This is a genomic window from Streptomyces sp. NPDC043726, from assembly GCF_056436565.1.
In genome coordinates, this window is record NZ_JBWKCI010000001.1 from 320316 (window position 1) to 345496 (window position 25181).

General features: G+C 67.6%; 20 protein-coding genes. 6 read left to right on the forward strand and 14 right to left on the reverse strand.

Going from position 1 to position 25181, the window contains the following annotated elements; genetic code table 11:
• Positions 1-42: 42 nt before the first annotated feature.
• Genes AC068Z_RS01485 through AC068Z_RS01495 form a run of 3 tightly spaced genes read right to left on the reverse strand, consistent with a single transcriptional unit; the run spans position 43 to position 1565 of the window.
• Entirely contained in the window at positions 43-444 is a 402-nt protein-coding gene (locus AC068Z_RS01485; RefSeq protein ID WP_478551207.1) for a DUF6113 family protein, read from the reverse strand.
• Positions 441-1337: an N-acetyl-1-D-myo-inositol-2-amino-2-deoxy-alpha-D-glucopyranoside deacetylase gene (gene mshB / locus AC068Z_RS01490; RefSeq protein ID WP_478551209.1), complete on the reverse strand. Its 897-nt coding sequence runs from the start codon at positions 1335-1337 to the stop codon at positions 441-443. The genes AC068Z_RS01485 and mshB overlap by 4 nt, the downstream gene beginning before the upstream one ends.
• A 33-nt stretch (positions 1338-1370) precedes the next feature.
• Complete coding sequence (locus AC068Z_RS01495; RefSeq protein ID WP_186280602.1) at positions 1371-1565, reverse strand: hypothetical protein; 195 nt, start codon at positions 1563-1565, stop codon at positions 1371-1373.
• Between the two features lie 186 nt (positions 1566-1751).
• On the opposite strand from AC068Z_RS01495, the gene AC068Z_RS01500 reads away from it, so the two are divergent.
• Complete coding sequence (locus tag AC068Z_RS01500) at positions 1752-3866, forward strand: S9 family peptidase (protein WP_478551212.1); 2115 nt, start codon at positions 1752-1754, stop codon at positions 3864-3866.
• Positions 3867-3986: 120 nt separating this feature from the next.
• On the opposite strand, the gene AC068Z_RS01505 is transcribed toward AC068Z_RS01500, so the two are convergent.
• The 5 genes from AC068Z_RS01505 to AC068Z_RS01525 are packed head-to-tail and all read right to left on the reverse strand — an operon-like array spanning position 3987 to position 9529.
• A complete protein-coding gene (locus tag AC068Z_RS01505; protein ID WP_478551214.1) occupies positions 3987-5024 on the reverse strand; it encodes an ABC transporter ATP-binding protein in 1038 nt (345 codons plus the stop codon).
• Positions 5017-5991, reverse strand: a complete 975-nt coding sequence (locus AC068Z_RS01510) for an ABC transporter ATP-binding protein (protein ID WP_478551216.1) — start codon at positions 5989-5991, stop codon at positions 5017-5019. Before AC068Z_RS01510 ends, AC068Z_RS01505 begins: the two co-directional genes overlap by 8 nt.
• 3 nt (positions 5992-5994) lie before the next feature.
• Positions 5995-6975, reverse strand: coding sequence for an ABC transporter permease (locus tag AC068Z_RS01515; RefSeq protein ID WP_478551218.1), 981 nt, complete (start codon positions 6973-6975; stop codon positions 5995-5997).
• On the reverse strand, positions 6968-7891 hold the full coding sequence (locus AC068Z_RS01520; RefSeq protein ID WP_478551220.1) for an ABC transporter permease: 924 nt from the start codon (positions 7889-7891) through the stop codon (positions 6968-6970). The genes AC068Z_RS01515 and AC068Z_RS01520 overlap by 8 nt, the downstream gene beginning before the upstream one ends.
• 9 nt (positions 7892-7900) lie before the next feature.
• Entirely contained in the window at positions 7901-9529 is a 1629-nt protein-coding gene (locus AC068Z_RS01525) for a peptide ABC transporter substrate-binding protein (RefSeq protein ID WP_478551222.1), read from the reverse strand.
• A 472-nt stretch (positions 9530-10001) separates the two neighbouring features.
• Here AC068Z_RS01525 and AC068Z_RS01530 point away from each other — a divergent pair, with 472 nt between their 5' ends.
• The 5 genes from AC068Z_RS01530 (at position 10002) to AC068Z_RS01550 (ending at position 16147) form a co-directional block, all read left to right on the forward strand.
• Positions 10002-11030 carry an ABC transporter permease gene (locus tag AC068Z_RS01530; protein ID WP_478551224.1) on the forward strand — a complete coding sequence of 343 codons (1029 nt, stop codon included), beginning with the start codon at positions 10002-10004 and terminating at the stop codon, positions 11028-11030.
• Between the two features lie 85 nt (positions 11031-11115).
• Complete coding sequence (locus AC068Z_RS01535; RefSeq protein ID WP_478551225.1) at positions 11116-12879, forward strand: ABC transporter substrate-binding protein; 1764 nt, start codon at positions 11116-11118, stop codon at positions 12877-12879.
• 126 nt (positions 12880-13005) lie between these two features.
• A complete protein-coding gene (locus AC068Z_RS01540; protein ID WP_451720303.1) occupies positions 13006-13986 on the forward strand; it encodes an ABC transporter permease in 981 nt (326 codons plus the stop codon).
• Between the two features lie 50 nt (positions 13987-14036).
• Complete coding sequence (locus AC068Z_RS01545) at positions 14037-15074, forward strand: ABC transporter ATP-binding protein (RefSeq protein WP_478551228.1); 1038 nt, start codon at positions 14037-14039, stop codon at positions 15072-15074.
• 26 nt (positions 15075-15100) lie between these two features.
• Entirely contained in the window at positions 15101-16147 is a 1047-nt protein-coding gene (locus AC068Z_RS01550; protein ID WP_478551230.1) for an ABC transporter ATP-binding protein, read from the forward strand.
• Positions 16148-16282: 135 nt separating this feature from the next.
• On the opposite strand, the gene AC068Z_RS01555 is transcribed toward AC068Z_RS01550, so the two are convergent.
• From AC068Z_RS01555 to typA, 6 genes are all read right to left on the reverse strand, one after another.
• Positions 16283-17401: an ABC transporter ATP-binding protein gene (locus tag AC068Z_RS01555; protein WP_478551231.1), complete on the reverse strand. Its 1119-nt coding sequence runs from the start codon at positions 17399-17401 to the stop codon at positions 16283-16285.
• A gap of 17 nt (positions 17402-17418) precedes the next feature.
• A complete protein-coding gene (locus AC068Z_RS01560) occupies positions 17419-18480 on the reverse strand; it encodes an ABC transporter ATP-binding protein (protein WP_478551233.1) in 1062 nt (353 codons plus the stop codon).
• Between the two features lie 19 nt (positions 18481-18499).
• On the reverse strand, positions 18500-19480 hold the full coding sequence (locus tag AC068Z_RS01565; RefSeq protein ID WP_478551235.1) for an ABC transporter permease: 981 nt from the start codon (positions 19478-19480) through the stop codon (positions 18500-18502).
• Between the two features lie 90 nt (positions 19481-19570).
• On the reverse strand, positions 19571-21379 hold the full coding sequence (locus AC068Z_RS01570; protein ID WP_478551237.1) for an ABC transporter substrate-binding protein: 1809 nt from the start codon (positions 21377-21379) through the stop codon (positions 19571-19573).
• Positions 21380-21487: 108 nt separating this feature from the next.
• Positions 21488-22522, reverse strand: coding sequence for an ABC transporter permease (locus tag AC068Z_RS01575; protein WP_478551239.1), 1035 nt, complete (start codon positions 22520-22522; stop codon positions 21488-21490).
• Between the two features lie 662 nt (positions 22523-23184).
• Entirely contained in the window at positions 23185-25092 is a 1908-nt protein-coding gene (gene typA, locus AC068Z_RS01580) for a translational GTPase TypA (RefSeq protein WP_478551241.1), read from the reverse strand.
• Positions 25093-25181: the final 89 nt, after the last annotated feature.

Sequence of the window (25181 nt, forward strand, 5' to 3'; positions counted from 1 at the left end):
CCACACGGGACTCGCACGTGCGCGGCGCGGAGAAGTGGTACGTCACTTGCCAAGTCGGACGCCGTCGCCGTCCGGTTGCCGCGTCGGCGCCAGGGTGGCGCACATCACAGCCGCGGCCATCCCGCCGAGCAGGAAGAGGTAGGACCCGCCGTCCGAGGCGAAGACGAAGTCGCCCTCGGGGCGGCTGGCGGTGAGCAGGATGACGGCGACCATCCAGCCGCCGGCCGGAGCGACGGCCCCGGCCCGGCCGCGGACGAGGAGGGCGCCGCCGAGGCAGAGCCCGATCTCGCCGGCGAGCGCGAGCAGCAGTCCGCCGGGGAACCAGGCGCTCTGGATCAGCGCGCCCGCGGCGCCGACGACCGCGCCGAGCACGAGGAGCCCGAACAGCAGGGCGACCCGGGCGGCGGAGGGCAGGGCCAGGGGCTGGGCGAGGTCGGTCTTCATCGCATGTCCTCGATCCCCGCGAACAGATCGGTCTCGGGCGCCGCGGCCCTCCCCCGGTCTTCGGCCGGGGGGACCCCCGTCTCGCTTCGCTCGCCGCGCGCCAACTCGTAGTACTCGGTAGTGAAGACGGGCTGTGCCAGCTCGTTGGAGAGGACGAAGTACTCGCCGGACACCGTGATCTGGGTGGCGTGGGCGGCCATCGCCGCGGTCTTGGCGGCGGTGTGCGCGGTGCCGTCGACGAGGGTGGTGATCCGCTCGTCGTCGACCACTCCGGGGACGTCGTCGAGGGCGGCCGTCCTGGTGAACGGCAGGTCGGGCAGCGCGTCCTTCAGACGGGCGAAGGCCTGCTCGCCGACGGTGCGCGGGAGGCGGTTCCAGTAGACCTTGGCGATCGGCAGGCCCGCGTCGGCGGCCAGCTCGGCGGCGCGCATGGCGACCCGGTGGGCCTGGATGTGGTCGGGGTGGCCGTAGCCGCCGTTGTCGTCGTAGGTGATCAGGACCTGGGGGCGGACCTCGCGGATCACCTCCAGGAGGTGACCGGCGGCCTCGTCGACATCGGCCTGCCAGAAGCAGTCGGGGTCGTCGTTGTCGGGCAGTCCCATCATTCCGGAGTCGCTGTAGCGGCCCGGGCCGCCGAGCAGACGGAAGTCGTCGACGCCGAGGGCGCGCATGGCGGCGGTGAGCTCGCGCAGGCGGTGCTGGCCGAGGGCCGCTCCGGACAGATGGGCCAGGTCGGGCGGGATGACCTCGCCGCGCTCGCCGAGCGTGCACGTGACCAGGGTCACGTGGGCACCGTCGGCGGCGTACGCGGCCATCGTCGCGCCGTTGTTGATCGACTCGTCGTCCGGGTGCGCGTGCACGAGCAGCAGACGCCGGGCGGGCAGTTCCGTCATGGGCCCCACCCTAAACGTGAGGCCCAGGGGTGATCAGAACTTGATGCTGCCGATCATGCTGGCCACGCTCGTGGTCAGGTCGCTGATCGTGGGCGCCATCGTGGACGAGGCGAGATAGAAGCCGAGCAGGATGCAGACGACCGCGTGCCCGCCCTTCAGTCCTGACTTCTTGATGAGCAGGAAGACGATGATCGCCAGCAGCACCACCGCCGAAATCGAGAGTGCCACGGCGGCTCACCTCCAAAGAACCCAGGGACGTGGGGGTCGGACAGGACGGAACTAAGGGGGCAGATAAATCCATACAACGACCAGCAGGTTCATACCCACTATGCGCTAACGATCATAACTATCCGTACGCGCGCATCGATCGGCGCACGGCCGCACAAGGGGGCGCATGGCCAATATGGTCGGGGCATGACGACGAGGTCTGACTCCTTCCCCCGACGGCACGCCCGCACCCAGCGTTTCACGCTCGGCGCGCCGCGGTCCTTCACCGTGGCGCCCGACGGTTCGCGAGTCGCGTTCCTGCGCTCCTCCTCCGGCACCGACCGGGCGGGCGCGCTCTGGGTGCTCGACCCCGAGAGCGGCCGGGAGCGCGTCGCGGCAGACCCGCGCACCCTCCTGGGGAGCACGGCGGAGCGCCTCTCCCCGCAGGAGCGCGCCCGGCGCGAACGCAGCCGCGAGGGTGGCGCCGGCATCGTCGGCTACGCCACCGACGCAGCCCTGGAGTTGGCGTCTTTCGCGTTGTCAGGGCGGCTTTTCGTGGCCGAGCTGCGGGCCGGGACGGCGCGTGAACTCCCCGTACAGGGACCGGTGATCGACCCGCGCCCCTCCCCCGACGGACGTCATGTCGCCTACGTCACCCAGGGCGCGCTGCATGTGGTCGGTGCCGAGGGCGAGGGTGACCGCACGCTCGCCGAGGAGGAGCCGGAGCAGGTCACCTACGGGCTCGCCGAGTTCATCGCGGCCGAGGAGATGGGGCGTTCGCGGGGCTTCTGGTGGGGCCCGGAGTCGGACCGGCTGCTGGTGGCGCGGGTGGACGACACACCGGTGAGCCGCTGGTGGATCTCCGACCCGGCCCATCCGGAACGTGACCCACAGCACGTGCCGTACCCGGCGGCGGGCACCCCCAACGCGGACGTGCGGCTGTTCGTGATCGGCCTCGACGGGGGGCGCACGGAGGTGGCGTGGGACCGCGCCCGCTATCCGTATCTGGCGCATGTGCACTGGTCAGCGGCGGGTGCCCCGCTTCTGCTGGTCCAGGCGCGCGACCAGCGCAGCCAGTTGTTCCTGGCCGTGGACCCGGAGTCGGGGGCGACCCGGATGGTGCACGCGGACGAAGATCCAGTTTGGCTGGAACTTTTCGCCGGGGTGCCGTGCTGGACCCCCTCGGGACAGCTGGTGCGGATCGCCGACGAGGGCGGGGCGCGGGTACTCGCGGTGGGTGAACGCCCGCTGACCGGGGCGCAGTTGCACGTCCGTGCGGTACTGGACGTGTCCGACGACGACGTGCTGGTCGCGGCCTCGGCCGGGGAGACGGCGGCGGAGCCGGAGATCGGCGAGGTGCACGTGTACCGGGTGAACGAACTCGGGGTGGAGCGCGTGTCGCAGGAGCCCGGCGTGCACTCGGCGGTACGCGCCGGAGGCGTGACCGTGTTGGTCTCCGCTTCACTGGACCGGCCAGGGGCGCGGGTACGGGTGTTCCGGGACGGCAAGCAGCTCGCGACCGCCCCCTCGTACGCCGAAGATCCCGGTCTGTCCCCGCGCGTGACGCTCACCGAGGGGGGCGCACGGCGTGTCCCGTGCGCCGTGCTTATGCCGACGGACTACCGCGGTGACACCTCCCTGCCGGTTCTGCTGGACCCCTACGGGGGTCCGCACGGTCCGCGGGTGGTCGCCGCGCACAACGCGCTCCTGACCTCCCAGTGGTTCGCCGACCAGGGGTTCGCCGTGATCGTGGCGGACGGCCGGGGCACGCCGGGACGCTCGCCCGCCTGGGAGAAGGCGATCCACCACGATCTGACGGTCACGCTCGACGACCAGATCGACGCCCTTCAGGACCTCGCGAAGACGTACCCGCTCGATCTGTCCCGCGTCGCGATCCGCGGCTGGTCCTTCGGCGGCTGGCTGGCGGGCCTCGCCGTGCTGCGCCGCCCGGACGTCTTCCACGCCGGCATCGCGGGCGCCCCGGTCACCGACTGGCGGCTGTACGACACCCACTACACGGAGCGGTACCTGGGCGACCCGGCCACGCATCCGCGGTCGTACGCGAAGAGCTCCCTGGTCACCGACGAGGGGCTCGCGGAACCGGCCGAGCAGCACCGCCCGTTGATGATCGTGCACGGCCTCGCCGACGACAACGTGGTGGTCGCGCACGCCCTGCGCCTGTCCTCGGCCCTGCTGTCGGCGGGCCGCCCGCACGAGGTGCTCCCGCTGACCGGGGTGACGCACATGACGCCCCAGGAGCAGGTCGCGGAGAACCTGCTGCTGCTCCAAGTGGACTTTCTGAAGCGGTCGTTGGGGATGTAGGCACGGCAACGGGCCGGGAGACATGGCGCTCCCGGCCCGTTTACGGCACCCGCACGGCCGTACGTTGTTCAGACTGACGCGTCCGTATATCGGAATCGCGTCGGGCGAGTTGCCTCCGTGTTACTCCGGCTCCTCCGGCGGGACCACCTGTTTCTCCTCCGCGAAGTGGCAGGCCGAGTCATGGGCCGCCGGGCCCTTCTGGGAGCGGAGGTGGGGCGGGACCGCGAGGAGGGGGACCTCCACCGCGCAGCGCTCCTGCGCCTTCCAGCACCGGGTGCGGAAGCGGCAGCCCGAGGGGATGTTCGTCGGGGACGGCACGTCTCCGGCGAGGATGATCCGCTCCCGGTGTTCCCGGGCCTCGGGGTCGGGGACGGGGACCGCGGAGAGGAGCGCCTGGGTGTAGGGGTGCGTGGGATGGTCGTAGATCTCGGCGTCCCTGCCGATCTCCACGATCCGGCCCAGGTACATCACGCCGACCCGGTCGGAGATGTGCCGGACGATCGACAGGTCATGGGCGATGAAGATGTAGGAGAGGTCGAAGTCGTTCTGGAGCCGGTCCATCAGGTTGATCACCTGGGCCTGCACCGAGACGTCCAGCGCGGAGACCGGCTCGTCCGCGACGATGACCTCCGGGCGCAGCGCCAGTCCCCGGGCGATGCCGATGCGCTGGCGCTGGCCGCCGGAGAACTGGTGCGGATAGCGGTTGATGTACTCGGGGTTGAGGCCGACCACGTCCAGCAGGTCCTGCACCTTGCGCCGCCGGTCGCCCTTCGGCGCCACCTCGGGATGGATGTCGTAGGGCTCTCCGATGATGTCGCCCACGGTCATCCGGGGGTTGAGCGAGGTGTAGGGGTCCTGGAAGACCATCTGGATGTTGCGGCGCACCGACTTCAGGGCCTTGCCGGAGAGCGTGGTGATGTCCTCGCCCTTGTACTGGATCGAACCCGCCGTCGGGCGCTCCAGGTTGACCAGCATCTTCGCCACCGTCGACTTGCCGCAGCCGGACTCGCCGACGATGCCGAGCGTCTCGCCCCGCTCCAGCTCGAAGTCCACGCCGTCCACGGCCTTCACCGCGCCGACCTGCTTCTTGAAGAGGATGCCCGTGGTCAGCGGATAGTGCTTGACCAGACCGTTGATCCGGAGGATCGGCTCAGCCATGCAGGCACTCCCTCCAGAAGTGGCAGGCGCTGCCCCGCTCCTCGTCGACCTCGTACAGGGGAGGTTCGTCGGTGCGGCACACGTCCTGGGCCATGGGACAGCGCGGGTGGAAGGCACAGCCCGGCGGGATGCGCATCAGGTTCGGCGGCAGGCCCTTGATGGCGTAGAGCTCCTGGCCCTTCTGGTCCAGGCGCGGGATGGAGTCGAGCAGGCCCCGGGTGTACGGGTGGGCGGGTGACTTGTAGATGTCGTGCACGGGGGCCGTCTCCACGATCCGGCCCGCGTACATCACGGCGATCCGGTCCGCGACGTCCGCGACCACGCCGAGGTCGTGGGTGATGAGGATCAGCCCCATGTTGTACTCGCGCTGCAACTCCGCGAGCAGTTCCATCACCTGGGCCTGGACCGTGACGTCCAGGGCGGTGGTGGGCTCGTCGGCGATGATCAGGGCGGGTTCCAGGGCCAGCGCCATCGCGATCATGATGCGCTGGCGCATGCCGCCGGAGAACTGGTGCGGGTACTGCTTGACCCGCTCCTTGGCGGCGGGGATGCGGACGTGGTCCATCAGCTCCACGGCCTTGGCGCGGGCGTCCTTCTTCGACATCCCCCGGTGCACGGTGAACATCTCGCCGAGCTGGTCGCCGACCGAGAGCACCGGGTTCAGGGAGGACAGCGCGTCCTGGAAGATCATCGCCATCTCGGCGCCGCGGATCTTCCGCCGCTCCTCCTCCTTCAGCTTCAGCAGGTCCTTGCCCTGGAAGAGGATCTCGCCGCCGGTGACCCGGCCCGGCGGCATGTCGAGGATGCCCATCACGGTCTGCGCGGTGACCGACTTCCCGGAGCCGGACTCACCGAGCACGGCGAGGGTCTCGCCCGCGTCGACCGAGTAGTCGACGCCGTTGACCGCCTTGGCGACGCCGTCCCGGGTCCGGAACTCCACGTGCAGATCGCGCACTTCGAGGAGCACGACTCACCTCAGCTTCGGGTCGAGGGCGTCGCGTACGGCGTCGCCGAGCATGATGAAGGCCAGCACCGTGATCGCCAGGGCGCCGGAGGGCCAGAGCAGGGCGTGCGGGGCGTTGCGGATGTAGGGGGAGGCGGCGGAGATGTCGATGCCCCAGGAGACGCTCGGCGGCTTCAGGCCCACGCCGAGGTAGGAGAGGGTCGCCTCCAGGGAGATGTAGGTGCCGAGCGCGATGGTCGCCACGACGATCACCGGGGCGACCGCGTTGGGCGTGATGTGCCTCAGCAGCATGCGGGAGTTGGAAGCGCCGAGGGCGCGGGCGGCCTGGACGTAGTCGTTCTGTTTGACGGTGATGACCGAGCCGCGGGCGATCCGGGAGATCTGCGGCCAGCCCAGCAGCACCATGAACCCGATGACCGGCCAGATGCTGTTGCTGGTGACCACCGACAGCAGCACGAGTCCGCCAAGGACGACGGGGATCGCGAAGAAGATGTCGGTGATCCGGGACAGCACCGAGTCCCACCCTCCGCCGAAGAACCCGGCGAACCCGCCGAGCACACCGCCGAGGATCGCCACCCCCAGCGTGGCGCAGACGCCGACGGCGACGGACGTACGGGCGCCGTAGACGGTCCGGGTGTAGACGTCGCAGCCCTGCCCGTTGAAGCCGAACGGGTGACCGGGCTGGGAACCTTGCTGGGCCTTGGCCAGGTCGCACTTGAGGGGGCTCATCCAGGTGATGGAGCCCGGCCACAGGGAGATGAAGACCAGGAACAGGATGACCAGGCCGGCGATGATGAAGACCGGGTTGCGGCGCAGGTCGCGCCAGGCGTCGGACCACAGGGAGCGGGGCTTCTCCCCCGGGCCGGTGCCCAGCGGCCCGCCGGGCGTCTTCTCCAGGCTCTCCCCCTCCGACGTCGCCAGATCCATGGCGCCTCCCATACCGGTCGAGGCGATGGCGCCCTCGGGTTCGCGAGGTGGTTCAGGCATAGCGGATCCTCGGATCGAGTACGGCGTAGAGAAGGTCGACGAGCAGATTGGCGACCAGGAAGACCAGGACCAGGACGGTGACGAAGCCGACCACCGTCTGGGTGTTCTGCCGCAGGATGCCCTGGTAGAGCTGGTAGCCCACGCCGTGGATGTTGAAGATCCGCTCGGTGACGATGGCCCCGCCCATCAGCGCGCCGATGTCGGTGCCGATGAAGGTGACCACGGGGATGAGCGAGTTGCGCAGCAGATGCCTGGTGACCACCCGGTGCCGGGGCAGGCCCTTGGCGACCGCCGTACGGACGTAGTCGGAGCGCTTGTTCTCCGCGATCGACGTACGGGTCAGCCGGGTCACGTAGGCGAGCGACACGGACGCGAGAACCAGGCCCGGCACGATCAGCTCGCCGAACGTGGCGTCGGTGGAGACGGACGGTTTGATCCAGCCCCACTCGACGCCGAGCAGCAGCTGGAGCAGCAGACCGGTGACGAAGGTGGGCACCGAGATCACCACGAGGGTGATCAGCAGGACACCGGTGTCGACGGGCCGGCCGCGCTTGAGGCCCGTGATGACGCCCAGGGTGATGCCGATCACGATCTCGAAGAGGATCGCCACGATCGTCAGCCGGATGGTCACCGGGAACGCCGAGGCCATCAGCTCGGTGACCTCCTGCCCGTTGAAGGCGGTGCCGAAGTCGCCGGTGAAGACGTTCCCCATGTACGTCAGGTATTGCTGCCACACCGGCTTGTCGAGGCCGAACTCCTTCTCCAGCTGGGCGGCCGTCGCCGGGTCGCACTGCCGGTCACCGCAGAGCCCCGCGATGGGGTCGCCCATCACGTTCACCATGAGGAAGATCAGCAGGGTCGCCCCGATGAAGACCGGGATCATCTGGAGCAGCCGCCGGACGACGTACCGTCCCATGGCGCCGCCTCAGCCGACCTTGATCTCGTTGTACACCGGCACGCTGAACGGATTGAGCTTGACGTTGGACAGCCGCTCCGAGTAGCCGGCGCTGCCGTTCTGGTACCAGAGCGGGATGGCGGCCATGTTGTCCCGGACGACCTCCTCGGCCTGCTGGAAGATCTCGACGGCCTTGGTGGTGTCCGTCTCGGCGTTCGCCTGGTCGACCAGGTCGTCGAACTCCTTGTTCGACCACTTGCCGTCGTTGGAGGAGGCGTTGGTGTAGTAGAGCGGCTGGAGGAAGTTCTGGATGAGCGGGTAGTCCATCTGCCAGCCGGCCCGGAAGGGGCCGCTCATCTTCAGGTCGGTGATCTGGCTGCGGAAGTCGGCGAAGGTGCCGACCGGGTTGCCGACGCAGGCCCGCTCGTTGTCGAGGGCGTTGTTGATGGAGTTGCAGACGGCGTCCACCCAGTCCTTGTGCGAGCCGGTGTCCGCGTTGTACGTGATCTTGACCTGGCCGCCGGGGAGTCCGCCGCCCTCCTCGATGAGCTGCTTGGCGGCCGCGGGGTCGTACTCGCAGGCGTCGCCGCACAGGCCGTCCTGGAAGCCGCCGTCCTCGCCGAGCACCGGGGAGGTCCAGTCGGTCGCCGGGGTACGGGTCTTCTGGAAGATGGTCTCGGTGATCTGCTTGCGGTCGATCGCCCGGGACAGGCCGGTGCGGACCTTCTCCGAACCGGGCTTGTTCCAGTTGTCGTCGTAGAAGGGGAAGGCGAGCGTCTGGATGATGCCGGCGGGGGTGTTGAGGTAGCGGTCGCCGAGGTCGGCCGGGGCGTTCTTGAGCTGGGAGGCGGGGACGTCGTCGACCAGGTCGAGGTTGCCGGCCAGCAGGTCGGTGTAAGCGGTGTTGTTGTCGGTGTAGACCTTGAGGTCGACCCCGCCGTTCTGCGCCTTGTCGTCGCCCGGGTAGCCGTCCCAGGCGCGCAGGGACATCTGCGAGCCCTTGGCGTAGGAGTCGATGGTGTACGGGCCGTTGCCGACGGGCTTGCTCAGCCAGGCGTCGTGGTCGTCGAAGAAGGACTGCGGCAGCGGGGCGAAGGCCGGGTAGCCGAGCGTCTCGGGGAAGGTCGAGAACTTCTGGTTGAGCTTGACGGTGAACGTCTTGTCGCCGGTGACCTTCAGACCGGAGAGCGTGTCGGCGCTCTGCTTGGAGCCGTCCTCGGGGTGGACCTTGTCGTAGCCGTCGATGTAGCTGAAGAAGTACGCGTTCTTCTGGTTGTTCTTCAGGCTCGCGCCGTAGTTCCAGGCGTCGACGAAGGACTGGGCGGTGACCTTCTCGCCGTTGCTGAAGGTCCAGTCCTTGATGGTGACGGTGAAGTTCTGCGAGTCGGTCGTCTCGATGCTCTCGGCGAGCATGTCCATCGCCTCGCCGGTCTCCGGGTCGTAGCGCTTCAGCCCCCGGAAGATCATGTCGAGCACCTTGCCGCCCTGCACCTCATTGGTGTTGGCCGGCTCCAACGGGTTCTGCGGGTCCCCCCAGGAGGAGCTCAGCACGGCGCTGGTGTCGCCTCCGCTGTCGCCGTCCCCGCCTCCGCAGGCCGTCGCGGCGAGTGCTACCGCCACCGCGCAAGCGGCCCATCTGGCGTGCGTGGCTCCACGCATGGAGTGCCTCCTCATGACTGCGCTGTGCCTCCAGCGCCGCGGCGCTGATCCGTTACCGGCAAATATCGAGGCAAAAGCGGCACTCCGCACACGCAGGGCCCCTTTCGGGGGGTTCCGGTTACCCATTCGGACCCGTGCGAATGGATCTTCACGATGGAGCGCAATGGATCTTTGGGATCCGATGCCGAACCGTTGGATTGGGACGCGCCGATGTACGCATTTCGACACTGCGGCGTCCGCATAACGAACTCCTTGCCCGATTAGTCCAGTTGGTCCGAGTCAAGGCACAACTCGATCACATTGAGCTACCCGCGTAGCTACGAGACAGTCAAGGCAGAGTAAAGAAGGTAAAGAGACAACCAAGCCGACCCAGAATTTATTGACCTTGAATGAATTGCGTTGAAAAAGTCCGGCGTAGCCCGTAGGGGAGTGCCCTGCGGAGTCATTCAGACCCTCCCGGGCCAGGAGCACCATGACCCCCCCAACTCCATCAGCGGCTGCCCCGCTTGAGGCGACCGACGAGAGCGTCGAGAAGTCGATCACTTCTCCCGCACCGGCGGCCAACGAGAGCAGGTCCCCGGGACAGCTCGCCTGGCGTCGCTTCAAGCGGGACCGCGCGGGCGTCACCTCCGCGTGCATCGTGATCTTCTTCTTCGTGGTCGCGCTGTGCGCCCCGCTGATCGCCAAGCTGTACGGGAAGAATCCGTACGAGACGTACGGCATCAACACGCCCGGCCTGCTGGGGGACAACGGCTTCCCCGTCGGTCCCAACGGCGGCATGAGCGGCGAGTTCTGGTTCGGCATCGACCCCCAGCTCGGCCGTGACGTCTTCACCTTCCTGCTCTACGCGATCCGCAACTCGCTGCTGATCTCCACCGCCATCACGCTCCTGGTGGTGATCGTCGGTGTGGTGATCGGTGTGACCGCGGGCTACGTGGGCGGCAAGACGGACTGGTTCCTGGGCCGGGTCATCGACATCCTGCTGGCGTTCCCGTCCCAGCTGTTCTTCGTCGCCTTCACCCCCGTGGTGATCGCCCTGTTCGTCGGGGCCGACGAGAACACGCCGGTCTGGCTGACCGTCACCTGTCTGATCGGCCTGCTCACGCTCTTCGGCTGGTCCTCCATCGCCCGTCTGCTGCGCGGCCAGGTGCTGGCCCTGCGTGAGCGGGAGTTCGTCGAGGCCGCCAAGGTCACCGGCGCCTCGCCGGCCCGCATCATCTTCAAGGAGCTGCTGCCGAACCTGTGGACGCCGATCCTCATCCAGGCGACCCTCACGCTCCCGGCGATGGTGACCACGGAGGCGGGACTCGCCTTCCTCGGCGTCGGCCTTCAGGACCCGACCCCCGACTGGGGCGTCATGATCGGCTACGCCGCCAAGTTCTACCAGGACGACATCACCTTCCTGCTCTTCCCGGGCGTGGCCATGGTGATCTTCGTACTGGCGTTCAACCTGCTCGGTGACTCGGTACGCGACGCGCTCGACCCGAAGACCAAGCGCTGACTCCGGCCCTTTTCAGGACCACGGCGAAGGTGCCGGGGTGCCGGATCCTCTCTCTCATCCACTCACTTACCTAGGCAGGATTGCGATGTCCTTCTCGCGTAGAAACTTCCTGATAGCCACCGGTGTGGCCGCCGCTTCCGGCTCCGTGCTGACCGCGTGCAGCAGCGGTGACTCCACCAGCAACTCCGGCGGCGGGAAGGCCGAGGCCGCCAAGGCCAACGCGACCACGGTCAAGATCGGCACCGCGGAGGACTCCAAGGGCCCGGCCCCCGAGGTCTCCGGCGCGAAGAAGGGCGGCAAGGTCTACCTTCTGAACGACGACGACTTCTCGCACCTCGACCCGCAGCGCATCTACTACGCCTGGAACTCGCTCGCGGCGATGGTCCTCTCCCGCACGCTGACCGGCTACAAGATCGCTGACGACGGCTCGCAGACTCTCGTCGGCGACCTCGCCACCGACACCGGCAAGATGGAGGACGAGGGCAAGAAGTGGACCTTCACCCTCAAGGACGGCATCAAGTGGGAGGACGGCTCCGACGTCACCGTCGATGACGTCCGCCACGGCATCGAGCGCGCCTTCGACACCTTCATCACCGAGGGTGCCTTCTACGTCCAGACCTGGCTGACCGGCTCCACGGACTACCGCAAGTCGTACACGGGTCCGTACAAGGGCAAGCACCTGAAGTCGATCGAGACCAGCGGCAAGTCCATCACCTTCCACCTCTCCGAGGCTCGTCCGGACTTCAACTACGTCCTCGCGATGCACTCCTACGCGCCGACCCCGGAGAAGAAGGACACCAAGCAGGACTACGACAAGAAGCCGGTCTCCAACGGCCCGTACAAGATCAAGAGCCACACGACCGACAAGTCGATGGTCCTGGTCCGCAACGAGCACTGGGACCCGGCGACGGACCCGATCCGCAACGCCTACCCGGACGAGTTCGACTTCACCTTCGGCATCGAGCAGCTCACCGCCGCCGACCGTCTGCTCGCCGACGCGGGCAAGGACCAGTACGCCACCTCCTGGCGCACCGTCCCGGTGGAGCGCGTCGCCAAGGCCACCACCGAGGCCAAGGACCGCGTCATCTCCGGCCTGTCCAACGGCACCAGCGTCTACTGGATCAACACCACCCGGGTGAAGGACCTGCCCGTCCGCGAGGCCATCATCCGCGCCTGGCCGACGGCCCAGATCCGTCAGCTCCAGGGCGGTGCCAACCGCGGTGACTACGCGACCGGCATCATGAGCCCGCTCGTCGCCGGCTACGAGTCGCAGGACGTCTGGGGCAAGCTGAAGAACCCGGCGGGCGACCCGGCCGCGGCGAAGAAGGTCCTGGAGAAGGCCGGCAAGACCGGCTACAAGGTCGTCTACGCCTACCAGAACGACCCGACCAACGCGAAGGTCAAGGTCGTCGTCGAGCAGGCCCTGAAGAAGGCCGGCTTCGACGTCGTCACCAAGGCCGTCGACTCCACCACGTGGTACGACCAGGTCGGCAAGCTCGACAACGGCTTCGACATCTACTGGGGCGGCTGGTCCTCCGACTGGCCGACCGGTTACTCGGTCTTCCAGCCGCTGTTCGAGTCCACCCAGGTCAAGGACCAGGGCCAGAACTACTCCCACCTGAAGGACCCGGCCGTGGACGCCGCCATCAAGGCCGCCACCTCCGAGGTCGACCAGGACAAGGCCAACAAGATGTGGGCCGCCCTGGACAAGCAGGTCACGGAGACCGGTGCCTTCATCCCCGACGTCTACATGAAGCGCATCTACCTGCACGGCTCGAAGCTCGGCAACGTGAAGATGGACCCGAACTTCGACGGCAGCATGCTCTACAAGATGTACGTCAAGGCCTGATCCAGCACCTGAGCGGTGGGGGGCGGTTCACCCCGCCCCCCACCCTCGGCACGTGTCCCCCGGGCCACCGGTCACCCCCGGCCCGGCCCGATCCGCACGACGGCCCTCCCAGGAAAGCCACTCCCCATGCTTCGCTTCCTCACGCGCCGGCTCCTCGGCGCCGTGATCACGCTGCTGATCATCAGCGCGGTCACGTTCATGCTGTTCTACTCGGTGCCGCGCGACCCGGCACGGATGGCCTGCGGCAAGCTGTGCACGCCGGAGACGCTTGAGCTGATCCGCCACAACATGGGGATCTCCGACCCGCTTCCGCAGCAGTACTGGGACTGGCTGGCCGGCATCTTCATGGGCCGCAACTACCCCGGCTTCGGCAACTGCGAAGCGCCGTGCCTGGGTTACTCCTTCGTCAACCGCGAGCCGGTGCTCGCGACCGTGCTGGACCGCTTCCCCACGACGTTCTCCCTGGGCATGGGGGCCGCCGTGGTCTTCGTCGTGTTCGGTGTCGGAATGGGCATGCTGGCCGCGCGCCACCAGGGCAAGGCCATCGACAAGTTCGCCTCCGGCGCCTCGCTGGTCGCCTCCTCGATGCAGATCTACTTCGTCGGCACCCTGGCCCTGTACTTCTTCGTGTACCAGTGGCAGATCCTGGACCAGCCCGGCTACACGCCGTTCTCCGAGAACCCGGGCGCCTGGTTCAGCGGGCTGCTGCTCCCCTGGCTGGTGCTCGCGCTGATCTTCACCGCCAACTACACCCGTATGACGCGCTCCCAGATGGTCGAGACGCTCAACGAGGACTTCGTCCGCACCGCCCGCGCCAAGGGCCTGTCCCGGCGCACCGTGTTCTTCCGCTTCGCCTGGCGCGGCGCCATGGGCCCGATCGTCACCATCTTCGGCATCGACATGGGCGTCCTGCTCGGCGGCGCGATGATCACCGAGCAGACCTTCAGCCTCCAGGGCATCGGCATGCTCGCGGTGAAGTCCGTGTTCACCAACGACCTTCCGATGCTGCTCGGTGTCATGGTCCTCACCGCGTCCTTCGTGGTGATCGCCAACATCCTGGTTGACGCCTGCTACGCCCTCATCGACCCGCGCATCAGGCTCGCCTGACCCGCCGCCCCCACCAGCTACCCCGCATCACCCCTCACTGGAGCGTCCCCGTGACGAGCACCGAACAGCAGCCCTTCCTGTCCATCAAGGACCTGAAGGTGCACTTCTCGACCGAGGACGGCACCGTCAAGGCCGTCGACGGTCTCTCCTTCGACCTCGCACGCGGCAAGACGCTCGGCATCGTGGGTGAGTCGGGATCCGGCAAGTCGGTCACCAACCTGACCATCCTGGGTCTGCACAACCCGGACAGCACCAAGGTCGAGGGCTCGATCGTCCTCGACGGCGAGGAGCTGAACGGGGCGCCGGAGAAGACCCTGGAGAAGCTGCGCGGCAACAAGATGTCGATGATCTTCCAGGACGCGCTGACCTCGCTGTCGCCGTACCACACCATCGGCCAGCAGATCGGTGAGACGTACCGCAAGCACACGGGCTGCTCCAAGAAGGAAGCGCGCAAGCGGGCGATCGAGATGCTGACCCGCGTCGGCATCCCGCAGCCGGACGTGCGCGTGGACGACTACCCGCACCAGTTCTCCGGCGGTATGCGCCAGCGCGCGATGATCGCCATGGCCCTGGTCTGCGACCCCGAGCTGCTGATCGCCGACGAGCCGACCACCGCGCTGGACGTCACCGTGCAGGCCCAGATCATGGACCTGCTCAAAGACCTCCAGAAGGAGTTCGGCACCGCGATCATCTTCATCACGCACGACCTGGGCGTGATCGCCGACGTCGCCGACGACGTGCTGGTGATGTACGGCGGCCGGTGCGTGGAGCGCGGTACGAAGGAGGAGGTGCTGCGCAACCCGCAGCACCCCTACACCTGGGGTCTGCTGGGCTCGATGCCGAGCCTGGACGGTCCAGTGGACGTACCGCTGAACCCGATCCCGGGTTCGCCGCCCTCGCTGCTGAACCCGCCGTCGGGCTGCCGCTTCCACCCGCGGTGCGCCTTCACCGAGAAGGTCGAGGGCGGGCTGTGCTCGTCCGAGCGACCCGCGCTGGAGATCGTCGACGGACGCGGCTCCGCCTGCCACCTGACCGCCGAACAGCGCCGTGAGTTCTTCACCGACCTCGCCGGCAGCCGCGCCAACTGACGTACTCAAGACGGGATTTCACCACCATGAGCAGCACCACTCCCCTCCTGGACGTCTCCGGGCTGACCAAACACTTCCCGATCAAGGGCGGTTTCCCGATCCGTCGGACCGTCGGCCATGTGCAGGCCGTCGACGGCCTGGACTTCCAGGTCCACGAGGGCGAGAGCCTCGGTCTGGTCGGCGAGTCGGGCTGCGGCAAGTCGACGACCGGCCGGCTCATCACCCGCCTGCTGGAACCGACCGCTGGCACGATCTCCTACCAGGGCCAGGACATCACCCACGCCAACCGCAAGCAGTTGGCGCCGGTCCGCTCCGAGATCCAGATGATCTTCCAGGACCCGTACGCCTCGCTGAACCCGCGGCACACGGTCGGCAAGATCATCTCCGGTCCGATGGAGATCAACGGCATCAACCCCGAGGGCGGCCGGGAGAAGCGCGTGCGCGAACTCCTGGAGATCGTCGGTCTCAACCCCGAGCACTACAACCGCTTCCCGCACGAGTTCTCCGGCGGCCAGCGCCAGCGCATCGGTGTCGCCCGCGCGCTCGCCCTGGAGCCGAAGCTGATCGTGGCGGACGAGCCGGTCTCCGCGCTCGACGTCTCGATCCAGGCCCAGGTCGTCAACCTGCTCCAGAAGGTGCAGCGCGAGCTCGGCATCGCGTTCGTCTTCATCGCCCACGACCTGGCCGTCGTACGGCACTTCTCGCAGCGCGTCGCGGTCATGTACCTGGGTAAGATCGTCGAGATCGCCGACCGCGATGACCTGTACGGCAACCCGCGCCACCCCTACACGCGGGCCCTGCTGTCCGCCGTACCGGAGGCGACGGCGGACGACCAGCCCGCCCGCGAGCGCATCCGCCTGACCGGCGACGTGCCCTCCCCGATCAACCCGCCCACCGGCTGCCGATTCCGCACCCGCTGCTGGAAGGCGACCGAGAAGTGCGCCACGGAGGCGCCGCCGCTGGTCCAGGTCGAGGGCAACAAGCCCGGCCACCTGACCGCGTGCCACTACCCGGAGACGGAGGGAACCGTTCCTGCCCCCCGTCTGTCCAAGGACCCCGAGGCGGCGGTCTGACACACCCCTTTCGTCAGCCGTCGCCCCCGGAACGGACTTTGCACGGCCCATTGACCCGAGCCCGCGAACGTCCGCTCCAAGGGGACGGGGCCCGTGCCTCCCCGGCACGGGCCCCGTTGTCGTCTGCGGTCGGGGTCAGTCCTCCTCCAACTGCTCCTCCAACGCCGCCAGCGCCGGATCCAGGACGATGTCCTCCGACCTCGCCTCGGTCGTCGGGTCCTCCGGGAAGTGGCAGGCCGTCAGGTGGCCCTCGTGGTTGCCGGAGAGGCGGACCAGCGGGGGTTCCTCCGCCGCGCACTTGTCCTGCGCCTTCCAGCACCGGGTGCGGAACCGGCAGCCGGAGGGCGGGGAGATGGGGGACGGGACGTCGCCGGCGAGGCGGATCCGCTCCCGGGGAGCCGCCTCCTCCTCCGCGAGGTTCACCTCGGGCACCGCGGAGAGCAGGGCGTGGGTGTACGGGTGACGGGGACGGGCGTAGATCGAATCGCGGTCGCCGACCTCGATCACCTTGCCGAGGTACATGACCGCGACGCGCTGCGAGAAGTGCCGAACGACGGCCAGGTCGTGGGCGATGAACAGGAACGCGATGCCGAGTTCCTGCTGCACCTTCTGGAGCAGGTTGACAACCTGGGCCTGGATCGAGACGTCCAGGGCGGAGACCGGCTCGTCCGCCACGATCAGCTTCGGCTCCAGGGCCAGGGCCCTCGCCACGCCGATGCGCTGGCGCTGGCCGCCGGAGAACTCGTGCGGGAAGCGGTTGTAGTGCTCGGGGTTGAGACCGACGATCTCCAGGAGTTCGCGCACGCGCTTCTCCCGGCCGCCCTCGGGGTTGATGCCGTTGATCTCCATCGGGCCGGAGATGATCTTGCCGACCGTCTGGCGGGGGTTCAACGACGAGTACGGGTCCTGGAAGATCATCTGGATCTCGGACCTGATCGGGGCGAGCTGCTTGCGGTTGGCGTGCGTGATGTCCTGGCCGCGGTACGCGATCGAGCCCGCGGTCGGTTCCAGCAGGCGCGTGATCAGCCGGCCGGTCGTCGACTTGCCGCAGCCCGACTCCCCCACCAGGCCGAAGCTCTCACCGACGTTCACGGTCAGGTCGATGCCGTCGACGGCCTGCACATGGCCGACCGTACGGCGGATCGGGAACCCGCCCTTGACCGGGAAGTGCTTGGTCAGCCCCTCCACCTTCAGCAGGGGCTCCCCGGCCGTCACGGCCTGCCGGGGAGCTGGGAGGACGAGGTCCTCTGTCATGACGTGTCCTCCTGGCCCTAGCCCAGCCGGGGCTTGATCTCTTCGATGAAGATGGTCCGCTTCTGGTCCGCCGTCAGATGACAGGCGGAGGCCCGGTCCGGGCCCAGCAGCGGGCGTTCGGTGACGCAGCGGTTGCCGCCCACCCGGCCCTGGAAGGTGCAGCGCGGATGGAACCGGCAGCCCGTGGGCGGCTTGAGCAGCGAGGGCGGCGAGCCGGGGATGGGCGCGAGGGGCGCGCCGACGTCCGAGCTGATCCGCGGCATCGAGTTCAGCAGACCCCAGGTGTACGGGTGTTGCGGCGCCCGGAGCACCTCCCGGGCCGAGCCGCGCTCGATCGCGCCGCCCGCGTACATCACCATGATGTCGTCGGCCATGTCGGCGATGACCCCGAGGTCGTGCGTGATGAAGATGATCGCCGAGCCGAACTCCTGCTGGAGATCCTTGAGCAGGTCGAGGATCTGCGCCTGGACCGTCACGTCCAGGGCGGTGGTCGGTTCGTCGGCGATCAGCAGGTCCGGGTCGCAGACCAGGGCCATGGCGATCATCGCGCGCTGGCGCATACCGCCGGAGAACTGGTGCGGGTAGTCCTTCGCCCGCTCCTTGGGGTTGGGGATGCCGACCTTGCCGAGCATCTCCACGGTCCGGTCCCAGGCCTCCCGCTTGGAGGCGCCCCGGTGCTTCATGAACGGCTCGGCGATCTGGCGGCCCACCGTGTAGTACGGGGAGAGCGCGGTCAGCGGGTCCTGGAAGATCATCGCGATCTTGTTGCCGCGCAGCTTCTCCAGCTCCGACTCGCGGGCCGTCGTCAGCTCCTGCCCCTCCAGCAGGATCTCGCCCTCGACGGTGGTGAACATGGGGTTGTGCAGGCCGAGGACTGTCAGGTTGGTGACGGACTTGCCGGAGCCCGACTCCCCGACGATGCCGAGGGTGCGGCCGCGTTCGAGGTCGAAGGAGAGCCCGTCGACGGCCCGGACGATGCCGTCCTCGGTCTTGAAGCTGACGTGCAGGTCCCGCACCGAGAGGAACGCGCCCGCGCCGGCCGGAACGGGCGCCCCGGCCTCCTTGGTCAAAGTGGTCACGAAGTGCTCCTAAGGGCGGCTAGGAAAGCCGCACGCGCGGGTCGATCACGGCGTACACGGCATCGACGATGATGTTGCACAGCAGGATCATGGTGGCGGCGAACAGCATCACGCCCAGCAGCAGCGGGAGATCGCTGAACTGCACCGACTCCACCGCCAGATGTCCCAGTCCGGGCAGTCCGAAGGTGTACTCGGTGATGATCGCGCCGCCCAGCATCGAGGAGAGGTCGATGCCGAGGATGGTGACGATCGGGATGAGCGAGCCACGCCAGGCGTAGCGGAAGAAGACGTACCGTCTGCTCATGCCCTTGGCGCGGGCGGTGCGGACGTGTTCCTCCTGGAGCTGTTCGATCATCGAGGAGCGCGCCATACGGGTGTACTGCGCCGCGAAGATCGTGGACAGCACGACCCACGGGATGATCAGCCCGGTGAACCAGGCGATCGGATCCTTGGTGAGTTCGGTGTAGCGGGGCTCGTCGAAGATATGGGTCTGGTACACCAGCACGGCCATGGCCAGCGGGCCCAGGAAGTAGATCTGCATCGAGCTGAGCACCATGGAGCCCGCCGTGAACGACTTGTCCACCAGCGTTCCGCGCCGCCAGGCGGCGATCATGCCGGTGCCGAGTCCGACGAAGAGGAACACCACGGTGGCGCCGAGCGCGAGCGAGGCGGTGAGCGGCAGCCGGTCCAGCAGGGTCGCCCAGACCTCCTCGTTGGTGTGGTACGAGTAGCCGAAACAGGGGGCGTCGCAGGGGCCTTGGGAGAAGTCGTCGCGACCCATGACGACCCCCGAGATGAAGATCCAGAACTGCTCGGGGATCGACTTGTCGATGCCGAGCGTGCGATGGATGTTCTCCAGGGCCTCGGGCGTACACGTCTTGCCGCACATCAGCAGCGCCGGATCACGGGGCATGCCGAAGAAGAGCAGGAAGGCGACGACGGTCAGCAGGATCAGGATCACGATCGAGCCGAGGATCCGGCGGAAGAGGAAGCGCAGCATCTCAGTGGCAGCTTTCGGACTCGAAGGCCGTGCGGCGCGGTGCGCCCCGTCACGGGACGGGGCGCACCGGGCACCGCGGTCGGGAAGGGATTACTTCACGAACAGCCGGCGCGGGTCGACGCCACCGATGACGTCGTCGTACACCAGGCCGCCGATCTTGGAACCGGCGATCTGGGTCTGCTTGTAGTACGCCGTCGGGATGTTGGAGATGACGTCCTTGACGATGTACTCGTTGATCGCGTTCCACGCCTCGGCGGCCTTCACCGGGTCGGTGATGGTGCCGGCCTTGTCGATGTCCGCGTTGACCTTCGGGTCGTCGATGTGCGAGTAGTTCGAGGCGCCGTCCTGGATCTGGCGGCCGTCGTACAGCGGCGGGATGACGGTCGAGGCGCTCGGCCAGTCGGCACCCCACGCGGTGTGGAAGATGTCGAAGTTGTTCTTCACCTTGGAGACCTGGTCGTAGTAGGTCTCGGCCGGGATGTCCTGGCGCTGCACGTCGAAGCCGGCCTTCTCCAGGCCCGCCGCCATGGCGGTGGAGTACTGCTGGCCCTCGGGGGTGTTGATGTAGCCGAAGGTCAGCTTCATGCCGCTCTTGCCGGCCTTCTCCAGCAGTTCCTTGGCCTTCTCCGGGTCACCGGCCGGCTTCTTCTTCTTGCCGAAGGGGTCGAAGCTCGGGTCGTAGCCGGAGACGGTCGGGCTGATCAGACCGCCGGCGACCTCCATCGCGTCGGTGCCGCCGTAGGCGCGCACGAACGGCGTGATCGGCAGGGCGTAGGCGATGGCCTCGCGGACCGTCTTGTCCTGCATCTCCTTCTGGGACAGGTTGACGTTGATCTGGCCCACGTACGGCTGGTAGCCGGAGATCGTACGGTTCTTCAGCGAGGCGTCCCCGAGCACCTTGGACAGGTTGCCCGCGTCGACCTGGTTGCTGAAGCTGACCGCGGTGGCGTTGGCGCCGGAGTCGTCGAGGATGGCCTTGGTGGAGTCCTCGTACTGCTTGTTGAACTGGAAGTTGAACTGGTCGACGTACTGCCGGCGGATCGGGTCCGTGTTGCCGTCCCAGTTGGTGTTCTTCACCAGGGTCATCGACTTGCCGGACTTGAACTCCTGGATCTTGTACGGACCGGCCGTCATCGGCTCCTTGTCGTACTTCTCCTTGGTGTCGTTCTTCTCCGAGACGATCGAGTAGCCCGCCATGGCCAGCGCGTAGGGCAGGTCGGGCTTGGCCGTCTTGAACTTGAAGACGATCGTCTTGTCGTCCGGGGTCTCGAGGATGGTGTCCGGCAGGTGCTTGCCCTTGTACGGACCGTCCTTGAGCAGACCGCGGTAGTCGGTGCCCGGGGTGTCGGCGAGCCACTGCTGGATGTAGGTCGGACCGTTGGAGATGAACGGCGCGAACAGGCGCTCGAAGGTGTGCCGTATGTCGGCGGAGGTGATCGCGGAGCCGTCGGCCCACTTGATCCCGTCCTTCAGCGTGTACTTCCAGGTCTTGCCGCCGTCCGTGGTGGTACCGGAGTCGGTGGCCAGGTCGCCGACGACCTCGTGCTCCTTGCCGTCGTCGCTGGTGGCCTTGTAGCCGGTGAGCCCTCGGTGGATCAGCTGCGACAGGGCCATCTCGTCGGAGACGTAGATCTGGCCGGGGTCGAGGTGCGCGAAGCTGTCGCGCTGGAGCACCGTGATGCTGCCGCCCGGCTTGGCGCCGGCGACCTCCTCGGCGGGCCCGGTCGAGGCCTTGGCGTCGCCGAACTCGATGCCGGACTGCTGGCGTTCGGCGTTCTCCTTGTCCTGCTTGTCGTTGTTGGTGCCTTCACTGCCGCCCTCGCTGCAGCCGGTGAGCACAAGAGCTCCCGCCGCGAGCAGGGAGATCGCGGCGTACGCGTGGCGTCCACCCTTACCCATCACTCAATTCCCACCCATCTTTGTGTTCACCAGTGCCGATGAAGTGCTGTCCCGCCGACGGTCGTGCCGTCGGCCGGGTTCGGGCGAGGACGCCCCTCAATTGCTCGGTCAGCGGGCCGTCTTGGGATCGAAGGCGTCCCGGACCGAGTCCCCGAGCAGGTTGAAGGCCACGATGAAGATGATCATCGAGATGCCCGGGAAGAACATGTAGGTGATGTCGTTCTGCATGACGAGCTCGGTGGCCGCCTTGGAGAACATCTGGCCCCAGTCCGGGGTCGGTTCGACGAGCCCCACTCCGAGGAAGGACAGACCCGCCTCCGCGGTCACGAAGTTGGGCAGCATGTAGGTGGCCTGCACCAGGATCGGGGTGACCAGGTTGGGCAGGATCTCCTTGCGGATGATGCGGCCCGGTGGTGCCCCGCTCACCTTGGCGGCCTCGATGAACTCCCGTTCTCGCAGGGCGAGTGCGGTGCCGCGCAGAATGCGCGCGAGGCTCATCCAGCCGAGCACCCACATCACCGCGATCAGCGCCACCACCCGGACGTAGACCGGGGTTTCGTCGCGTGGGCTGACGAACAGGGAGACCACGACCGGCATGCTCGCGATGAAGAACAGCTGGGAGGGGATGGCGAGCAGGAAGTCGATCACCCGGCTGATCCAGAAGTCCGTCTTGCCGCCCAGGTATCCCGCGGCGACACCGAGGAGGATGCCGGTGAGCACGGTGGCCAGGGTCACCGCGAGCGAGATGCCGAGCGAGTTGCGGATGCCGTAGAGCAGCTTGGTGAAGACGTCGTAGCCGTTGCCCGGTTCGAGGCCGAACCAGAACTCGCCGCTGATGCCGCCGTTGGGCTGCACCGGCACACCCGCGCTGTCGAACAGCTCCGGACGCTCGTCGGCGAAGACCGTGTACGGGTCCTTGCCGTACAGCTTGGAGATCAGCGGGGCGAGCAGTCCGACCACGAAGAAGAAGATGACCACGTAGGCCGAGATCACGCCGGTGCGGTCGCGTTTGAAGCGGATCCACATCAGCTGGCCGGGGGACCGGCCGACGAGTTGCTCGTCCTCGGGCTTCGTCTTCGGCTCTGGTTCGCCGTCGACGAGGACCGAACTCCCGCCGCCCTCGATGTCGATAGGACTTGTCACAGTTCGTCCGTTTCACAGGTGTGGGTGTGCCGAACCCACGACCGGCGCAGGGTGTGCGTGGTCGCGGATCGGATCATGAAGAAACGTCGGGGCACCCCGGGGCGTGCGGAAAATCCGCAGCCGGACGCGCGTAGGCGAACGGCGGTTCTAGCCCGCCGACGGCCACGTCAGCGGCAACTGCCCCGAGCGGAGCGTGGTGCGACGAAAACGGACGGCACGACCCACCTGGTGCACAGGACACCGCACATGGGTTCCTCCTCGTGACTCAACGCGTTCACCGACTGGAGGGGAAACGTGTCTTTCCTCCGACACCCCTGACGGAGGGTCAGACACCCCCTGGTGCTCGTGAGCCGGCGCTGTCCCCACAGCGCGAGACCCATTGACCCGAGCGCTACGCGGCTAACTATCTGCCATGTGCCAACTACCGACCACTGTCTTTAAATCTCAATTCAGTCACAGCTGACGCGTAGACCTTCCAAAATCTGGACAAACTGTTCGCCCCGAGAAGGGCGCGAAACGGACGTGTTACATGGCTATCGGGCGAGGATCTCCGCATTTCGGACACTCGGGGGTCGAAAAACCGGTTGCAAAAAGCCCGGATCCCCTCACCATGAGGGGACCCGGGCTCAAGTGCCGGTGCCAGGCGTGCGCCTGGCGGCGGATCAGCCGTGCTTGGCGCGGCTCGCGGTACGGGCGCGGTCCCGCTGGTCGAGCACGACCTTGCGGATGCGAACGGCCTCCGGGGTGACCTCGACGCACTCGTCGTCGCGGCAGAACTCCAGGGACTGCTCCAGCGAGAGCTTGCGCGGCGGGACGATCGCCTCGAACGAGTCGGCCGAGGACGACCGCATGTTCGTGAGCTTCTTCTCCTTGGTGATGTTCACGTCCATGTCGTCGGAGCGCGAGTTCTCGCCGACGATCATGCCCTCGTACACCTCGGTGCCGGGGTCGGTGAACAGCACACCGCGCTCCTGGAGGTTCGTCATCGCGAACGCGGTGACGGCGCCGGCCCGGTCGGCCACCAGCGAACCGTTGTTACGGGTCTGCAGCGTGCCGAACCAGGGCTCGAAGCCCTCGTGGATGGAGTGGCCGATGCCGGTGCCGCGGGTCTGGGTCAGGAACTCGGTACGGAAGCCGATCAGACCGCGCGAGGGGACGACGAACTCCATGCGGACCCAGCCGGAGCCGTGGTTGGACATGTTGTCCATACGGCCCTTGCGGACGCCCATGAGCTGCGTGACCGCGCCCATGTGCTCCTCGGGCACGTCGATCGTCATGCGCTCGACGGGCTCGTAGGTCTTGCCGTCGATCTCCTTGGTGACGACCTGGGGCTTGCCGATGGTCAGCTCGAAGCCCTCGCGGCGCATCTGCTCGACCAGGATGGCGAGCGCGAGCTCACCACGGCCCTGGACCTCCCAGGCGTCCGGGCGCTCGGTGTCGAGCACGCGGAGCGAGACGTTACCGATCAGCTCGCGGTCCAGGCGGTCCTTGACCTGCCGGGCGGTGACCTTGCGGTCCTTGACCACGGCCTTGGCGTCCGCGCCCTTGCCGGTGGCGCCACGGCCGACCAGCGGCGAGGTGTTCGTACCGATGACCATGGAGATCGCGGGCTCGTCGACCGTGATCAGCGGGAGCGCGACCGGGTTCTCGGGGTCGGCGAGGGTCTCACCGATCATGATGTCCGGGATACCGGCGACGGCACAGATGTCACCGGGGCCGGCCACCTCGGCGGGCTTGCGGGTGAGCGCCTCGGTCATCAGCAGCTCGGTGATGCGGACGTTGGACATGGTGCCGTCGCGCTTGATCCACGTGACGGTCTGGCCCTTGCGCAGCTCGCCCTGCTCGACGCGGAGCAGCGCGATACGGCCGAGGAAGTTGTCGGCGTCCAGGTTGGTGACGTGGGCCTGGAGCGGGGCGGCCTCGTCGTAGTTCGGGGCCGGGATGTGCTCCAGGATCGTCGAGAAGAACGGCTCCAGGCTGGTGGAGTCCGCGGGAACGGTCCCGTCCTCCGGCTTGGTCAGCGAGGCGACGCCGTCGCGGCCGCAGGCGTAGACGATCGGGAACTCGATCTGGTCCTCGTCGGCGTCCAGGTCGAGGAAGAGGTCGTACGTCTCGTTGACGACCTCGTCGATCCGGGAGTCCGGGCGGTCCGTCTTGTTGATGCACAGGATGACGGGCAGGCGCTGCTGGAGCGCCTTGCGCAGCACGAAGCGGGTCTGCGGGAGCGGGCCCTCGGAGGCGTCGACCAGGAGCACCACACCGTCGACCATCGACAGACCGCGCTCGACCTCGCCACCGAAGTCGGCGTGGCCCGGGGTGTCGATGATGTTGATGGTGATCGGGTCCCCGCCGTCCTTGGGGTGATACTTCACCGCCGTGTTCTTGGCGAGGATCGTGATGCCCTTCTCACGCTCCAGGTCGTTCGAGTCCATCATGCGGTCGTCGACGGAGTCGAGCTGGTGAGCGGCGAAGGCACCGGCCTGCTTCAGCATGCCGTCGACGATGGTGGTCTTGCCGTGGTCGACGTGGGCGACGATGGCGACGTTGCGGATGTCGTGGCGCGTGGCCATATTGCGGCGTTCTCCCGGAGTGTGAGGACGGCCTGCGCGTACGTCTGTGTCTACGCGGGCCCTGCCGGGCTTGACATGCCACGGCCTCA

Bases quoted from the DNA above. Each gene is read 5' to 3' on its own strand.
- AC068Z_RS01540 (WP_451720303.1), top strand. From the start codon at position 13,006: ATGCTTCGCTTCCTCACGCGCCGGCTCCTCGGCGCCGTGATCACGCTG.
- mshB (WP_478551209.1), bottom strand. From the start codon at position 1,337: ATGACGGAACTGCCCGCCCGGCGTCTGCTGCTCGTGCACGCGCACCCG.
- AC068Z_RS01565 (WP_478551235.1), bottom strand. From the start codon at position 19,480: ATGCTGCGCTTCCTCTTCCGCCGGATCCTCGGCTCGATCGTGATCCTG.
- AC068Z_RS01530 (WP_478551224.1), top strand. From the start codon at position 10,002: ATGACCCCCCCAACTCCATCAGCGGCTGCCCCGCTTGAGGCGACCGAC.
- AC068Z_RS01485 (WP_478551207.1), bottom strand. From the start codon at position 444: ATGAAGACCGACCTCGCCCAGCCCCTGGCCCTGCCCTCCGCCGCCCGG.
- AC068Z_RS01505 (WP_478551214.1), bottom strand. From the start codon at position 5,024: ATGGCTGAGCCGATCCTCCGGATCAACGGTCTGGTCAAGCACTATCCG.
- AC068Z_RS01515 (WP_478551218.1), bottom strand. From the start codon at position 6,975: ATGCCTGAACCACCTCGCGAACCCGAGGGCGCCATCGCCTCGACCGGT.
- AC068Z_RS01555 (WP_478551231.1), bottom strand. From the start codon at position 17,401: ATGACAGAGGACCTCGTCCTCCCAGCTCCCCGGCAGGCCGTGACGGCC.
- AC068Z_RS01570 (WP_478551237.1), bottom strand. From the start codon at position 21,379: ATGGGTAAGGGTGGACGCCACGCGTACGCCGCGATCTCCCTGCTCGCG.
- AC068Z_RS01525 (WP_478551222.1), bottom strand. From the start codon at position 9,529: ATGCGTGGAGCCACGCACGCCAGATGGGCCGCTTGCGCGGTGGCGGTA.
- typA (WP_478551241.1), bottom strand. From the start codon at position 25,092: ATGGCCACGCGCCACGACATCCGCAACGTCGCCATCGTCGCCCACGTC.
- AC068Z_RS01500 (WP_478551212.1), top strand. From the start codon at position 1,752: ATGACGACGAGGTCTGACTCCTTCCCCCGACGGCACGCCCGCACCCAG.
- AC068Z_RS01535 (WP_478551225.1), top strand. From the start codon at position 11,116: ATGTCCTTCTCGCGTAGAAACTTCCTGATAGCCACCGGTGTGGCCGCC.
- AC068Z_RS01520 (WP_478551220.1), bottom strand. From the start codon at position 7,891: ATGGGACGGTACGTCGTCCGGCGGCTGCTCCAGATGATCCCGGTCTTC.
- AC068Z_RS01550 (WP_478551230.1), top strand. From the start codon at position 15,101: ATGAGCAGCACCACTCCCCTCCTGGACGTCTCCGGGCTGACCAAACAC.